The 15,225-nt window shown below is 58.4% G+C and carries 12 protein-coding genes and 2 tRNA genes; 5 read left to right on the top strand and 9 right to left on the bottom strand.

The features are described 5' to 3' along the window. The first annotated feature begins 25 nt into the window (after positions 1–25). On the top strand, positions 26–2,089 hold the full coding sequence (gene pknB, locus HMPREF2820_RS00335; protein WP_070602173.1) for a Stk1 family PASTA domain-containing Ser/Thr kinase: 2,064 nt from the start codon (positions 26–28) through the stop codon (positions 2,087–2,089). Between the two features lie 3 nt (positions 2,090–2,092). Here pknB and HMPREF2820_RS00330 read toward each other — a convergent pair whose 3' ends face one another. Continuing rightward, positions 2,093–2,764 (bottom strand): aminodeoxychorismate/anthranilate synthase component II, encoded by a 672-nt coding sequence (locus tag HMPREF2820_RS00330; RefSeq protein WP_048731900.1) that lies wholly within the window; start codon positions 2,762–2,764, stop codon positions 2,093–2,095. Positions 2,765–2,899: 135 nt separating this feature from the next. Between HMPREF2820_RS00330 and crgA the strand changes: the two genes are divergently transcribed. Continuing rightward, positions 2,900–3,169, top strand: coding sequence for a cell division protein CrgA (gene crgA / locus HMPREF2820_RS00325; RefSeq protein ID WP_005511903.1), 270 nt, complete (start codon positions 2,900–2,902; stop codon positions 3,167–3,169). 698 nt (positions 3,170–3,867) lie between these two features. Here the strand turns inward: crgA and HMPREF2820_RS00320 are convergent. After that, positions 3,868–4,404, bottom strand: coding sequence for a peptidylprolyl isomerase (locus HMPREF2820_RS00320; protein WP_369707163.1), 537 nt, complete (start codon positions 4,402–4,404; stop codon positions 3,868–3,870). Between the two features lie 304 nt (positions 4,405–4,708). Here HMPREF2820_RS00320 and HMPREF2820_RS00315 point away from each other — a divergent pair, with 304 nt between their 5' ends. Continuing rightward, positions 4,709–5,602 carry a hypothetical protein gene (locus tag HMPREF2820_RS00315; RefSeq protein ID WP_070602171.1) on the top strand — a complete coding sequence of 298 codons (894 nt, stop codon included), beginning with the start codon at positions 4,709–4,711 and terminating at the stop codon, positions 5,600–5,602. A 278-nt stretch (positions 5,603–5,880) separates the two neighbouring features. Here the strand turns inward: HMPREF2820_RS00315 and HMPREF2820_RS00310 are convergent. From HMPREF2820_RS00310 to gyrA, 4 genes are all read right to left on the bottom strand, one after another. Next, positions 5,881–5,953, bottom strand: a tRNA-Ala gene (locus HMPREF2820_RS00310). A 31-nt stretch (positions 5,954–5,984) separates the two neighbouring features. Beyond that, positions 5,985–6,058: transfer RNA gene (locus tag HMPREF2820_RS00305), tRNA-Ile, on the bottom strand. 203 nt (positions 6,059–6,261) lie between these two features. Then, entirely contained in the window at positions 6,262–6,594 is a 333-nt protein-coding gene (locus HMPREF2820_RS00300; protein WP_049189406.1) for a DUF3566 domain-containing protein, read from the bottom strand. A gap of 4 nt (positions 6,595–6,598) precedes the next feature. Next, positions 6,599–9,115, bottom strand: coding sequence for a DNA gyrase subunit A (gyrA, locus tag HMPREF2820_RS00295; protein WP_246822173.1), 2,517 nt, complete (start codon positions 9,113–9,115; stop codon positions 6,599–6,601). 257 nt (positions 9,116–9,372) lie between these two features. Between gyrA and HMPREF2820_RS00290 the strand changes: the two genes are divergently transcribed. Next, positions 9,373–9,600 (top strand): hypothetical protein, encoded by a 228-nt coding sequence (locus HMPREF2820_RS00290; RefSeq protein ID WP_049170125.1) that lies wholly within the window; start codon positions 9,373–9,375, stop codon positions 9,598–9,600. Further along, positions 9,597–9,935 carry a hypothetical protein gene (locus HMPREF2820_RS00285; protein ID WP_070595880.1) on the top strand — a complete coding sequence of 113 codons (339 nt, stop codon included), beginning with the start codon at positions 9,597–9,599 and terminating at the stop codon, positions 9,933–9,935. The genes HMPREF2820_RS00290 and HMPREF2820_RS00285 overlap by 4 nt, the downstream gene beginning before the upstream one ends. Positions 9,936–9,948: 13 nt before the next feature. On the opposite strand, the gene HMPREF2820_RS00280 is transcribed toward HMPREF2820_RS00285, so the two are convergent. The 3 genes from HMPREF2820_RS00280 to gyrB all read right to left on the bottom strand — a co-directional run bounded on the left by HMPREF2820_RS00280 (position 9,949) and on the right by gyrB (position 14,959). Further along, the gene (locus tag HMPREF2820_RS00280) at positions 9,949–11,901 is read right to left on the bottom strand and encodes an alkaline phosphatase family protein (RefSeq protein ID WP_070602167.1); all 1,953 of its coding nucleotides are present in this window, start codon (positions 11,899–11,901) and stop codon (positions 9,949–9,951) included. Between the two features lie 47 nt (positions 11,902–11,948). Next, positions 11,949–12,845 (bottom strand): alpha/beta fold hydrolase, encoded by an 897-nt coding sequence (locus tag HMPREF2820_RS00275; protein WP_370449400.1) that lies wholly within the window; start codon positions 12,843–12,845, stop codon positions 11,949–11,951. Positions 12,846–12,919: 74 nt separating this feature from the next. Continuing rightward, positions 12,920–14,959 (bottom strand): DNA topoisomerase (ATP-hydrolyzing) subunit B, encoded by a 2,040-nt coding sequence (gene gyrB / locus HMPREF2820_RS00270; protein WP_016421743.1) that lies wholly within the window; start codon positions 14,957–14,959, stop codon positions 12,920–12,922. Positions 14,960–15,225: the final 266 nt, after the last annotated feature.

Raw genomic sequence — 15,225 nt, 5'->3', positions numbered from 1 at the left:
ATCCTTCCGAAGGGACTGACGAACAATGTCTGGCAATGACGATCTCCTCTCCGGCCGTTATCGGCTCGGCGAGCTCATTGGCGTTGGCGGCATGTCCGATGTCTACCGCGCTGAAGATACTGTTCTCGGTCGCTCTGTCGCGGTCAAGATGATGAGGGCCGACCTTGCCAGGGATGAGAACTTCCTCGCAAGGTTCCGTCGTGAAGCGAAAAATTCAGCGCTGCTGAATCACCCGTCGATCGTGTCGGTGTACGACACCGGCGAGACGGATAGCCCGATGGGGCGCGTGCCTTTCATTGTCATGGAGCTGATTCAGGGCGAGACCCTGCGTGATCTTGTTCGTCGTGAGGGGCGGCTCGACCCGAAGAAGGCCGCATCGATCATGGCATCGGTGTGTGATGCGCTGACGGCATCCCACCATGCGGGCATTATTCACCGTGACATCAAGCCAGCGAACATCATGCTGACCAACACCGGCAAGGTGAAGGTGATGGACTTCGGCATCGCTCGCGCGCTCGGTGATTCCACCACGATGACGCAGACTGCGGCGGTGCTGGGTACCGCGCAATACCTCTCGCCGGAGCAGGCGCGCGGTAAGACCGCCGACGCCCGTTCCGATATCTACGCTGTCGGCTGCGTACTTTTCGAGGCCGTCACGGGCGCCCCGCCGTTCACCGGCGAAACCCCTCTTTCTGTCGCTTACCAGCACGTTCAGGACCAGCCGCCGCGGCCTTCGGGGAAGCTCAACACCGACCCGAACACGGCTCAGGCCCTCGACGCGGTGTTGTTGACCGCGATGGCCAAGGATCCGATGGAGCGCTACGACTCTGCAGAGGACTTCGCCCAGGATTTGCGTCGTCTTGCACGCGGCGAGGATCCGTTGGCGCTGGCGCACCACGGCGCGCATGACGACGACGCGAAGACCACCGAATTCCTTCCGGCAACTCCGTCGGATGCTGAGACCCGGGTGACCCCTGCGCAGCAGGCAACTCCGGCCGCTGTCCCTGCTCCGGCTCCGGCTCCGGAACCGGAGAGAGTGGCTGCCCAGCCGGAAGCCCCTGCTCAGATCGCTAACACTGACGAGCCTGAGAAAAAGAAGGGTGGCGCAGGAAAGACTGTCGCACTGGCGGCTGCTGCGCTGGTCGCTCTCGGCGGTGTCGGCTACGGCGCCTACCAGCTTTTCAACTCGTCCACCGAGGTCGAGACCGTCGCCATTCCGCAGGTCGAGGGCCTAAATGTCAATGAGGCAACGCAGGTTCTCGAGCAGGCTGGTTTCGTGGTCAACCGCGTCGACGAGCCGAACCCAGATGTGCCCCGAGACACGGTGATTGCCACCGAACCGGGTGTCGGATCGGGGTTGCCGCAGGGATCTCGTATCAAGCTGCGCGTATCTTCGGGCCCAGAGTTGACCAATGTGCCGGATGTACGCGACAAACAGGCAGAGGAAGCTCGCCGCCTGCTCGAGGAGGCGGGGCTTGTCGTCAATCCGAAGCTGCAAGAGGAACCGAGTGAGGACGTTCCGCGCGGCAATGTCATCGAGCAGTCTCCAGCTGCCGGTTCTCAGGTGTCGAAGGGAACCCGCGTAACTTTGACTGTCTCCTCCGGTATCGAGACCAAGACTGTTCCGGATGTCACTGGTCAGAGGTTGGATTCCGCCCGCACGACCCTCGAATCCGCTGGTTTCGTTGTCGAGGTGGTGGAGGTTGACTCCACTGAGGAACAGGGAACCGTTGTTGAGGTTCCCCAGAAGGGCACGGAGCTCACCGTCGGAACGACTGTCGAGCTGCACGTTTCGCGCGGCAACCAAATTAAGATGCCACGAGTTGAGGGCCAGACTCGCAGTGATGCGGAGAAGGCACTCACCGATGCCGGCTTCGAGGGAACTATCCGCACCGAGGAAGTCACCACGCTGGATCTGTCCAAGGTCGACCACGTGGAGAAAGCCAACCCGTCGGCCGGATCCAAGCTCAACAAGGACGGCGAGGTCACCCTACGCGTCTACCGGCTGGGGGTCGCCCCGGAGAGCTCTTCAGAGGAACGGCCTGCTCCGGAACCTCCCATAAGGCTGCCGGATCTGCTGCCTAACTAACGGCTAGTGTGCCAGCACGTCTGAGAAGGCGCGCTGGTACACCGCCTGCTGCTCTTCCAACTCCGCCAGGAGTTCCTCGGTGTACTCGCCGCCGGCCAGTCGCAGCCAATTGACCAGCATGCGGTGCCCGTACTGGGTGAGTACCGACTCCGGGTGGTACTGCACGCCGTGAATCGGCAGGTCGCGGTGGCGCATCGCCATCAGCATGCCCGAATCGGTGAATGCCGTGGCAATGAGTTCCTCCGGCAACGTCTTCGGATCCACCGTCAACGAGTGGTAGCGCGTGGCAATAAAAGGACTGGGCACATCGGCCAGAACACCCGTGCCGTCATGAGTGACCGGGGAGGTCTTGCCGTGCAACAGCTCGTCGGCACGCACGACCTGCGCACCAAAGACCTCACCAATCGCCTGGTGACCCAAGCACACACCCAACACCGGTGTCGGCTCGTCCTGCCTGCTCACCGCGCGAATAATGTCCTCTGTCCATCCCGCATTGGACGGCTCACCGGGACCGGGCGACAGTAGGATTGCATCAAATTGCTTTACGACGTCGTCAACATCGCGGAGACGCGCATCATCATTGCGCCAGACAGTAACCGTTTCGCCGAGCTGGCCTATGTACTGGACCAGATTGAATACGAAGCTGTCATAGTTATCGACGACGAGAATCTGCATAACTGGGAATTCTACTGCCTGCGAACTTCACTGGTAAGTTCGGATGCAAAGTTTACAATTATGCATATACCGCGGGAGTGTAGATACCGCGCTGATCGCAACCTGCTGACCACAACCTAAGGAGTTTAAAGCGCTATGCCTAAGGCAAAGATTGAAAGCACTAATTCACCACAATCCGGTGGCTCCTCTGTCAGCCGTACCCCGGTCAAAATCAATAGCACTCAGACACCAGTGTGGTACAAGGTGCTGATGTTCGGGTTCATGCTGATTGGTTTGGGCTGGCTGCTGGTCAACTACATCGCGGGTCCGCATATTCCGTTCATGGTGACTTTGAACGCATGGAACTACGTCATCGGCTTTGGTCTTTTCATTGTTGGTCTGCTGATGACTATGGGTTGGCGTTAGTCAGCTCTAATACATCGCACCCCCTCAGGCGCATCCACTTTTGGATGCGCCTTTTTCTCATACCTAAAAACCCAGGTCAATTCACCCCCGTCAATACACCCGTTTCCCACACGTTTTTCGACGAATGAGGATTTCCCTCCTACTGATCGCGCAAAAAAGTTATCCACAGAAACCTGTGTAACAATCATGTAATTTGTGGATAACTGTGGAGAGATTTCGTCCCAAATTTCTCACGGGTTACGTAACAGAAACCGTAAAGCATGACAACTTTGGTTCTATCCCCTGTGTCCACAGTATCCACAGCCTGTGGATAACTCTGTGAACAAGTAACATAGTTGCAAGTCAAGTTGTGCGTAACTCCAATATTCTGCGGAGTTCGACCACTTTCGAACGCTGGTTCGTAAATTACAAGAATGGAATTATCCACACATGTGCACAAGTCTGTGGACAACTGTGAATTGTTGTAATTTGTGAAAATTGGGACCCGTAACGTGCTTCTTGGCCCGTGTTCACCTAGGTGAACAGTGGAGTATTTTGTCCACAGGGCTGTGGACATGTGGAGAATCAACACGATTTGCTACTACCCCCACTACCCCTAAACACAACATTGAGGTTACGGGCCGTCGTAAAGCGAAAATGGGCATGAAAAAACCCGCCCGGAACAACCGGACGGGTTAAAGAGCGTAGAAGCTAGCGGATTACTTCTCGATGTCGATGGAGGTAATCACGACCGGCTCCAACGGGCGATCCCAGTGATCCGTAGCCACACGAGCGATCTCGTCGACAACCTTCTTCGAGGCGTCATCAGCGACCTCACCGAAGATGGTGTGAGCGCCATTGAGGTGCGGGGTCGGAACAACGGTGATGAAGAACTGGGAACCGTTGGTACCACGGCCGCCGCGCTTGCCGGCGTTTGCCATAGCGAGCAGGTACGGACGATCGAACTGGAGCTCCGGGTGGATCTCGTCGTCGAACATGTAGCCCGGGCCGCCGGTGCCGGTGCCCAGCGGGTCACCACCCTGAATCATGAATCCAGCGATGATGCGGTGGAAGATGGCCTCATCGTAGAACGGGCCGGACTCGGTGCCAGAGGCGTTCTGACCCTTGTACTCCTTCGTGCCTTCTGCCAGGCCGATGAAGTTGTCGACGGTGTTCGGCGCGTGGTTGCCGAACAGGTCAATCACGATATCGCCATGGTTGGTGTGCACAGTTGCAGTAGCAGTCTTAATAGTCACGTTCCTTAGGATACCGACCTTGGTGGCCAATTGCTCCTACTGGTGAGTTTCTCCGTGGCAGAAACCAGCGAAAATGTTTCTCAAGATAAGGAAAAGAGTTCTTCGTTGACCCCCATGGAGGCCAAATAGTGCCTAAGCTGGAATGTGAGCCTGCTGCAAATATTTCGGCGCTAGGCCTAACTGGGCCCTAGCTCTTGGACTTAGAAGCATCTTGGTCTCAGAGGCACTGGCGCCGCAGCAGTATTAATCATTGATTGAGAATTAAAGGCGATGCCTGTTGGCGACGCACTAATAAAGGAGAGTCATGAACCCCAACGCAATCTCGCTGGCTGTCAAGGGACTGAAGTCCGCTTACGACAGCTACTCGGATTACCGGGACAAGAAGGCTGCAGAGCTCTACGACACGATGCAGGAGGCTAAGAAGGTGGCAGCTGCACAGAACGAGGCAGCAAAGGACGCAGCAACCAATTGGGCGGAAGACGTTAAGGAAAAGGTTTCCGACGCCCGCGATCAGCTCGCTGAGCAGGCCGAAGAACTGACCGGCAAGGTTGAGAAGAAGTCCAAGGAGACCAAGAAGCAGGCTAAGAAGGCTGCGAAGCAGGCCGAGAAGGACGCTAAGCGCAAGGGCAAGAAGACCCGTTGCAAGGCTCGCTGCGAGGCTAAGAAGGCTGAAAAGAAGGCCAAGAAGGCTCGCAAGGACCTCGAGGTGCGCACCCAGAAGGCTATCGACAAGGTAACCGGTAAGGAAGAGCAGCGCGCCAAGAACGGTCGCATCGCAACCGCTTCCCTGGTCTTCGCTGTTGTTGCAGCAATCGTCGGTGTCATCGTTTGGAAGCTGCGCAAGGACGACAAGCTCCCGGTTGACCCAGCTCCATACCAGCAGAAGGCCCAGGAAGTTAAGCACAAGGTCGAAGAGAAGGCCGCAGAGGTCAAGGAGACCGTTGAAGAGAAGGCTTCTGAGGCTAAGGAAAAGGCTGAAGAGGTAAAGGGCAAGGCAGCCGACAAGGCCGACGAGGCCAAGGACAAGGCTGCTGAGGCCAAGGAGACCACTGAGGAGAAGGCCGCAGAGGCTTCCAAGCAGGCTCAAATCAAGGTCGACGAGGTCAAGACCGAGAAGAAGAACGCTGACGACGCTAAGAAGATCTCTTCCAAGCCGTCCAAGCCGGCTCCGAAGCCGGGTCAGGCTCGCAAGAAGTAAATAGGCGGCTAGATAGCCAAAAGCCTTTTCACGCCCGATTGTTCTGTGCAGTTGATGCGCAGGCGGTCGGGCGTTTTTGGTTAAGCAGCAAACCTGACAACTTCAGAAAGACGGGCTGCAAATGTGAAACTGTGCAAGTTTATGACAGTTTCAAGCCATTTTTCACGCCATTTTTGTCATAAACGCAGTCAGTAACTCGGCGTTCTTGCCCCCTCCCCGTCTACATCCCCAAAACGCAAAAATCCCCCGGCCTTACGACCGGGGGATTTTGTTCCTTGTGGAGCTTAGGGGAATCGAACCCCTGACCTCCTGCTTGCAAAGCAGGTGCTCTACCAATTGAGCTAAAGCCCCGTACACCGAGCAATTATACCTTGTTCGGCAGTGGGCCTAGGAGGACTTGAACCTCCGACCCCTTCGTTATCAGCGAAGTGCTCTAACCGCCTGAGCTATAGGCCCCGTGGAACGAGATATAACTTAACCCGTAACCATGACACTTCACAAATCGCCTGGTCAGAGGCCTAAATATTGAGTTAAAAAGCAGTCATTAAGTAGTCATTACGGCTACTCCATAACCAGATCACTGAAAACACCTCTGAACCAACGCGGCCCCGGGGCCACCGAACGGGGGTGACACCGGGGCCAGCGGGAGGCTAGGCAGCCTAGTCGTCGTCGGCAAGCGAAATCTTGAGACCTCCGACGAGACCGCCGCAAGCGTTGTAGATGACCGCGCCGAGGGCCATGAGCCCAATCGACAGCACCCACCACAGCGCTCCTACAGCGGCCGCCAGGCCAAGGACGAGACCCGCGCTGATGGAATCCTCCCCGCCGACCATTTCACTAATCGGAGCGAGCAATCCCATCCCGGAGAGCAAGAGGTAGAGCAGGCCAACCGCGGCAAGCCAGACGAGGAAGCCAATGAAACCAGTGGCCGCCGTAATGCGCATGGCGGACCAGGGGCTCACCTTGTCGACTACCAAGTTAGTTTCGGCCATACGCTTACTCCTTCTCCGCCTCCGAGTCACCGGACTCAGCGGCACCGGTGCTCTTGGTCGCGCCGGTGCGCTTCGGGACTACGTCCAAGGTTCCGGCCTCAGAGACCTTAGAAGCGGTCTCTTCGCCCTCATCCTCGACGTTGCGGTCGATAGCCAGCAGTTCCACGCCGTCAGCGAGGTTGACCAGGCGCACGCCCTTAGTGGCACGCGAGGTGGCGCGAATCTCGTTGACGTTGGTGCGGATGATGTCGCCGGCGGAGGTGACAGCGAAGATTTCGTCGTCGTTGTCGACCACCAGGGCGCCCATCAGCGGACCACGCTTCGGGTCGTACTTGAGCGTCAGCACGCCCATACCGCCACGGTTCTGCGGGGTGTACTCGCTGAGCTTGGTCTTCTTGCCGAAGCCACCGGTCGTGGCGACCAGCAGGTTGTGCTCTTCCTCGACCACGACCATGCTGAGCAGCTTGTCGTCGCCCTTGAAGCGCATACCCTGGACACCGGCAGTGGCGCGGCCCATCGGGCGCAGCGCGTCGTCGGAGGCGGTGAAGCGAATGGCCTGGCCACGCTCGGAGACGAGCAGCAGGTCATCGTCAGCAGAGCACAGACGAGCACCGATGAGGGAGTCGCCTTCGCGCAGGTTGATGGCAATCAGGCCAGCGGAGCGAGCGGACTCGTAGTCCTCCAGGCGAGACTTCTTGACCTTGCCCTCGCTGGTAGCCAGCACCAGGTACGGGCTGTCCTGGTAGCTCTGAATCTGCAGCACCTCGGCGATGCGCTCCTCCGGCTGGAACTCCAGCAGATTGGCGACATGCTGGCCGCGGGCGGCGCGAGTGGCCTCCGGCAGTTCATAGGCCTTGAGGCGGTAGACGCGCCCCTTGTTGGTGAAGAACAGAATCCAGTCGTGCGTGGAGCAGACGAAGAAGTGGCGGACGATGTCGTCCTGCTTCAGGTCCGCACCGCGCACGCCCTTGCCACCACGGCGCTGTGCCTTGTAGGCATCGACCTTGGTGCGCTTGGCGTAGCCCGTGGAGGTAATGGTCACGACCACGTTTTCGCGGGCGATGAGGTCCTCTTCGGTGACGTCGCCCTCAGCGGCCACGATCTGGGTACGACGGTCATCGCCGTACTTCTCCACGACCTCGCCCAGCTCTTCCTTAACGATGGCGCGCTGACGCTCCGGCTTGGCCAGGATGTCCTTCAGGTCGGCGATCTCGAGCTCGATCTCAGCCAACTCGTCAATGATCTTCTGGCGCTCCAGAGCAGCCAGGCGACGCAACTGCATCGCCAAAATGGCGTCAGCCTGAATCTCGTCGATGTCGAGCAGACCCATCAGGCCCGTGCGCGCGGTATCAACCGTGGCGGACCGGCGAATCAGGGCGATGACCTCGTCCAACATATCCAGAGCCTTGACCAGGCCGCGCAGGATATGGGCGCGCTTTTCCTTCTCGTCCAGGCGGAACTGGGTCCGTCGAACAATGACCTCAATCTGGTGGGCGACATACAGCGTCACCATCTGGTCAATGCGCAGCGTACGAGGCACACCGTCGACGATGGCGAGCATGTTCGCACCGAAGCTGGTCTGCAGCTGGGAGTGCTTGTACAGGTTGTTCAGCACCACACGCGGTACGGCGTCGCGCTTGAGCTTGACGACGATACGCATGCCCCACTTCAGGTCAGATTCGTCATCAATCGAGGCAATGCCCTGCAGACGCCCGTCCTTGACCTGATCCGCGATGTTGGCAATCATGCGGTCCGGGTTGACCTGGTACGGCAGCTCAGTGATGACAATCGACTGACGAGTGCCCTCCTGCTCAATCGAGGTCACACCGCGCATGCGAATCGAACCACGGCCGGTGGTGTAGGCCTCCTTGATGCCCTTATCGCCGACAATTTGGGCGGCAGTTGGGAAATCCGGGCCCTTGATGCGCTCCATGACCGCATCCAGCGTGGTCTTTTCATCCGCTTCCGGGTTGTCCAGGCACCAGTTGATGGCATCCGCGACCTCACGCAGGTTGTGCGGTGGGATATTGGTGGCCATACCGACGGCAATACCGCCAGAGCCGTTCATCAACAGCTGCGGGACACGCGACGGCAGAATAACCGGCTCTGTCGTACGACCGTCATAGTTCGGCTGGAAATCGACGGTGTTTTCGCGAATGTCGCGCACCATTTCCATGGCCAACGGCGTCAGACGAGCCTCGGTGTAACGCATAGCTGCGGGGCCGTCGTCACCGCGGGAGCCGAAGTTACCCTGACCGTCGACAAGCGGATAGCGCATGGACCACGGCTGCGCCATGCGCACCATGGTGTCGTAAATAGCGCTGTCGCCGTGCGGGTGGTAGTTACCCATCGTGTCCGAAACCGGCTTTGCGGACTTCACATAGCCGCGCTCCGGGCGGTAGCCGTTGTCGAACATGGCGTAGAGAATGCGGCGGTGCACCGGCTTGAGACCATCACGGATCTCCGGCAGCGCACGGCCAACAATCACGCTCATGGCGTAGTCGATATAGCTCGACTGCATCTCTTCATTGATGTCGATCGGGCGAACCTGGTGGCCCAATACTCCACTTCCGAAAGATGAGCCGTCGTTGTTGTTATCGTCGCTCAATGACTGCTTCCTTTACTTAAAAGAGGTTCGCATCCATTCTACAGGGCTTTAGAGCCCGCTTTACGACGCCGTGTGCAACTTTTCGATACCATTGTGGTATCAAATCTGGGGTTTTAGGCCTAGTAGAGACGAATAAGACGGCACAAGCTAGGCAGCAAGGAGCAAATGCGATGGCGATGACCTTGAGACTCACGAAAGAACAGGACACCGCTCTGGCGCTGCTGGCGCACATGGAGGGCGTGTCTAAACACGAGGCCGTCATTCGCGCCATCGAATCCGCCGCCACGAGAGCCCTTCAACAAGGTCAGGCCCGGGAAATTACGGCAAGCGTAATTGATACCGACATGGCGCTGCTGCGAAAGTTGAGCTCCCCAAGGCCCCGCGGAGTACAAGAATGAGCGCGCCCCAGATTCAGCCTCTCAGCGAGGCCGCTATCCTGGCGGCTACCGATGAACTGGTGGCCACAGTGCCGGAATTGGCCGACGCTACACTTGCGAGGCCGTGGACAATCAGCGCTATTGTCGCCGCCAGCTCAGGAGTCATTGCTGGTCACCGTAGCTTTCCCGCGATTTCTGCGGCAGCGCAGGCGGTCGCTTACGCAACGTTTCACGTGAAACCACTAAGTTTTGGCAACACCGCACTGGGCGCACTACTTGCACACATACTCCTCACCACCAACGGCGAAGAGCTGTCATTCGCAGAGACGTGGGAGCTAGTCAAAGGTGGCACTTAGCCGGGGACAGGGCCTAGTCACCCTTTCGGGTAAACGGGCTCGTCGGAATGCGATTGCCGGACTCCAGCCGGCCCGTGTAATACGCCGTGGCCTCACCTTCAGTCAGCTCGACCTCGTACCAGCCATCACGGACATAATCAGCCGTCCGGTCTTGCCCGCCAACCAGAACACGTCCCGCCGCGTGCTCCAAAGTGACTTCCGGCAACGCCTTCGCCGTCTTGCTGAATACACGCAGGAAGCGGTCCGGGCCGCACACGGTAAGTTCGCGCTCCAGGAGTCCAATTCGCAGCTCTAACGTACCGAGCACCGTGTGATGCTCCACCCTATTGCCACTGTAAACAGCAAAAACAGCCTCACGGGAACCGTCATTGACCAGTACAAGATTGCCGTCTTTGAGGTAGGCGTGCAGCCGGTACGGTGTCGGCAGCGCGGTCGCCTGCTCGGACTCCTGCACAGGATAGTCACCGGCCGGCTCCGCCTCCCAGCGCTTCACAAACTCCGGCGCTGGTCCCGGCTGCTCTGGAAGCTGCATTCCCGTAGACGCCGAGAAGTCCAGTGTGGATACCAAATCACCACATACCCGACGACGCCAATCAGTGATATTTCCGCAGCTCACGCCGGTGACTTGCTCCAGGAAACGGATCACCGAAGTGTGATCGAAGATCTCTGAGGACACCAAACCACCCACCGACCACGGTGAAATGACAGTCATCGGGACGCGGAAACCGAGCCCCTTCGGCTTGCCCAGGTACCACTCCCCCGGCTCATTCTTCGGCGGCAACGGCGGCACCACATGGTCGAAGTAACCATCAAACTCGTCAAAGTTAATCAGGAAGACGGTCTTGGCCCACACCTCCGGGTTGGAGGCCAACGCATCCAACAGGCGGTAAGTGATATTCGCCGACTGAATCGGCGAGGACGCTCCCGGGTGCTCGCTTTCCGCAGACGAAGGCACAATCCAGGACACCTTTGGCAGCTGCCCGGATTCAACATCCCGTCGGAAAGCGTCGGTTAGCGTGCCCGGCTGGCGGCGGTCCAGCGCGCGATCATAGAGATCCCGTTCCGCCTCAGGCAGCTTCTCCACAGCGGCATTCAGGCGGTCGACCATCTCCTGCTGCTCTGCAGTTGGCGGCATCCCATCGCCCAGTTCCAGCAGCTTCTCGTGGAAACCCGTCATGTCGAGCCCAGGCAGCCCGGCCTCACGAATGACCTTGCGGCCAATATTTCGAAACGCGGCGAAGAAATCCAGGTTGTTGTCCGTGTAGTTATCCCACTCCTGGTAAACGCGCCATGGCACCCCAGCCGCCGAGAGATCCTCGGCATACGTGCGCCACCTGTACCCCGGGTGCGTCGGCTCGTACGCCGCATTGCCAACCGCTCCAGTCCCCCACGGTTCCCTTCGGGTATCACCTGAAAACAGGTAGTTGCGGTTCGGGCTTGTCGACGTAGGCATCGAGGAAAAGTAACCATCGCAGATAGTGAACGTCTCTGCGAGAGCGAATTGGAACGCGATGTCCTGGCGGTCATAACAGGCCATCGTGCCCTTACCCTTGGCCTCGATCCAGCCGTTACAGCGGCCGCCATTTAGTGCAACCTGCCCGTCTTCCCAACCGTGCGGCAAACTTGCAATGTACTCCACCGAGAGATCACCGCGATTAGCGGCGTTGCGAATCAGGTATGGACTGACCCCACTCTGGTTGAAAACGCCCGGCAAAGCGGAATTGTCGTTGTACCCCCGCACACCTCGGAGCGTGCCGAAGTAGTGATCAAAAGAGCGGTTTTCCTGCATCAACACGACAACGTGCTCAACCTGGTCGAGGGAGCCAGCCGGTCGGGGCTGCGCGAGTGCATGGAGCAACGATGGCGGCAGCAGCGTGCTCGCAGCGGTGACAGCACCGACTCCAGCGGCGGTCTGCAGGAAGTGCCGACGGGAAAATTCAGATATATTTTTAGGTGAAGTTGCCATAGGCATCTACGTTAAGAAGCGCAGATTACCAGCCGGCGAACTGCCGCTTAATTCTCCTCGATAAATCGCTCGAAACGGTCAACCACAGCCTGTGGCTCACGCGCCCACCGATTATGGCCAAGGCGCTGCTCAATGAACTCGTACTTCGCAGACTTAGGCAACATCCGAGCTAGCGCTTGCGCAGATTCCGCTGGGCAATCACGGTCACCGCCACAGTTCAGCAATAACGCTGGGGTAGTTACTTTCGGCATCTCAGCGGCATAGTCGATGTCTGCACCCCGTGGTCGCAGAAAGCCCGTGCGCGAGAAGCGCGCCCACTCCACCACATGATTGCGAGCCTGCCGACCGTAACCAGCCACATCGAACCTGCCTGCCGGCCAATAACCCAAAATCTGGGATACCACCTGCATAAATGGTGCACCGTAACGAAGCCGCTTGTACTCGTTGCCAGTAAAACACCTATAGTGCGGGGTGCCGGATCCGACCATCACCACGCCGGCCACATCCGCTTCCGGTCGGGCCAAATACAGAGAAGCAATCTGGCCGCCCATGGAATGACACAGCAAATAAACGGGAAGCTTCTCCCCTGCTGCCAGATGGTCGAATTCCTTCCGAGCACAAGCCACCGCCAAGGGATAATCCACCGACGCGAGATCCTGGTAGCCCCAATTGTGACGGCGGGTGGCCACCGCAGTTTGGTTACCCTGGCCGCGCAACTCCGAGGTCAGGACGCAAAAACCTCGACGCTGTAACTCTTGGGCAATCGGCCGGTAGTAGCGAGCACCCATGCCAAAGCCCGGCCAAATAACGACAATGCCCCGAGGCGAACCTTCGGGAAACCGAAGCGCCATCGGGGTCACGGAGCCATCTGGCAATGTCTCCTGCACAATACGTGGCTCGACTGGCGGTTCCCCGTTGACCATGCTTCCCCGAGTATCTTCCATTTCATAAACATTAATGGCTGAACGGAGGTTTTGTCAGGGGAACCGACAAGCCGATAACCAGACTTGGTATCGGCTTAGACGTCGAGGAAGCGAACGTCCTTCGCATTACGGGTGATGAACGAACGTCGTGAAGCGACGTCATCGCCCATCAGAATGGTGAACAGTTCGTCCGCCTTCTGCGCGTCCTCGAGGGCGACCTTACGCAGCACGCGGTGATCCGGATCCATGGTGGTATCCCACAGCTCAGCGGCGTTCATCTCACCGAGACCCTTGTAACGCTGAACACCATCGTCCTTGTTGATCTTGCGGTTGGCAGCCAGCCCCTCTTCCAGCAGCTGATCGCGCTCAGCATCTGAGTAGGCGTAGCCCGGCTCACCCTTGGCCCACTTGAGCTTGTACAGCGGCGGCTGGGCGAGGTAGACGTGCCCTTCATCAATCAGCGGACGCATCAGGCGGAACAGCAGCGTCAGTAGCAGCGTGGCAATGTGCTGACCATCGACATCGGCGTCGGCCATCAGCACGATCTTGTGGTAGCGCAGCTTCTCGATGTCGAACTCGTCGTGAATACCGGTGCCCAGCGCCGTAATAATGGCCTGGACCTCGTTATTCTTCAGCGTCTTATCCAGGCGCGCCTTCTCGACGTTCAAGATCTTACCGCGCAGCGGCAAAATGGCCTGGAACAGCGAGTTTCGGCCTGCCTTTGCAGAACCACCTGCGGAGTCACCCTCCACGATGAACAGCTCGGACTGCTTCGGGTCCTTCGAACGGCAGTCCGCCAACTTACCCGGAAGACCGCCAAGATCGGTCGCGGACTTACGACGCACCAGGTCACGGGCCTTACGAGCCGCCTGACGGGCATGTGCCGAAGCAATGGCCTTGTTAACAATGGCCTTGGCCTCAGCCGGATTGGCCTCCAGCCAGTGACCGATGTGCTCATTAGTCATGCGCTGGACGAAGGAACGCACCTCGGTGTTACCGAGCTTCGTCTTCGTCTGGCCCTCGAACTGCGGATCGGCGACCTTCACCGAAATCACGGCAGCGAGACCTTCACGGCAATCCTCGCCGGAGAGGTTGTTTTCCTTCTCCTTCAACAGGCGGTGCTCACGCGCATAGCGGTTCATCAGCGATGTCAACGCAGAACGGAAGCCCTCTTCGTGCGTGCCACCCTCAATGGTGTTAATGGTGTTGGCGAAGGTGTGCACCGACTCGGAGTAACCCGAGTTCCACTGCATTGCAATCTCGACCTCGTGGCCGTCACCTGCAGCATCGAAGGAAATGATGGTCGGGTGGATGATGTTCTTCGACTTGTTCAGAGTCTCGACATAATCCCGCAGACCATTCGGGTAGTGGAAGACCTTGCGGCGCTCCTTCGGCTTGGTGGTCTTCTCTGCCTTCTCCTTCTGCTCCTCAACCGCATCCTTGGCGATCTCAGCGGATTCGGTCTCCGCCTGCTCCGCCAGAGCCTCAGCCTCGAGCTCCTCCTCGGAGACACGCTTGTCCACCAACGTGATGGTCAGGCCCTTGTTCAAAAACGCCATCTCGCGCAGGCGGCGAGAAATGGTGTCGAACTTGAAATCGGTGGTCTCAAAAATCTCCGGATCCGGCCAGAAACGCTGCGTGGTACCCGAACCGCGAGTCTTCTTACCTCGGATAATTTCTTCCGGAACAGCCTGGTCGAAGTTCTGGTACCAGGTGTAGCCATCGCGGATGACCTCGGTTTCCATGCGGGTCGACAGCGCGTTAACCACCGAAATACCCACACCGTGCAGACCACCGGAAACAGCGTAGGACTCGGAGTCAAACTTGCCGCCGGCGTGCAGCTGAGTCATAACCACCTGCACCGTCGGCATACCCGACGGGTGCATTTCGACAGGAATACCACGGCCGTTATCGCGGACCTGAACGCCGCCGTCTTCCAGCAGAGTGACCTCAACATCGGTGGCGTAACCCGCCATCGCCTCGTCGACGGAGTTGTCTACAACCTCCCACACCAGGTGGTGCAAGCCACGCTCACCAGTCGAGCCAATGTACATACCCGGCCGCTTACGCACGGCCTCGAGGCCCTCGAGGATGGTAATCGATGAGGCGTCATATTGATGTTCGGTAGCAGCCACGGTTCGGCGCGTCTCCTATTCTTGGTTCTCTCCCCGCGCAACATTCGTCAGCGCGCGAAAAATAGGCCGGCGGTCAAGCGCTATCAGCGCCAGCCAGAACTACATAGGACTACTAGATAGGTCTGGCTAGTTTGGAAGTCGATAACGTCTCAAGAACCGCCTGCCGGTTTTCTCCTGCCCATCTTACCCCAACGTAGTCCCCTACTGTGGATATAGCCGATGCGCTCAAAGGACCAAATTTCGCAGTTTTACGCATACCGACGGCT

It is taken from the genome of Corynebacterium sp. HMSC064E08 (assembly GCF_001811805.1).
Classification (GTDB): Bacteria; Actinomycetota; Actinomycetes; order Mycobacteriales; family Mycobacteriaceae; genus Corynebacterium; species Corynebacterium jeikeium_D.
Note: the sequence above shows the minus strand (reverse complement) of the source record. Positions and strands in the feature narration are given on the sequence as shown.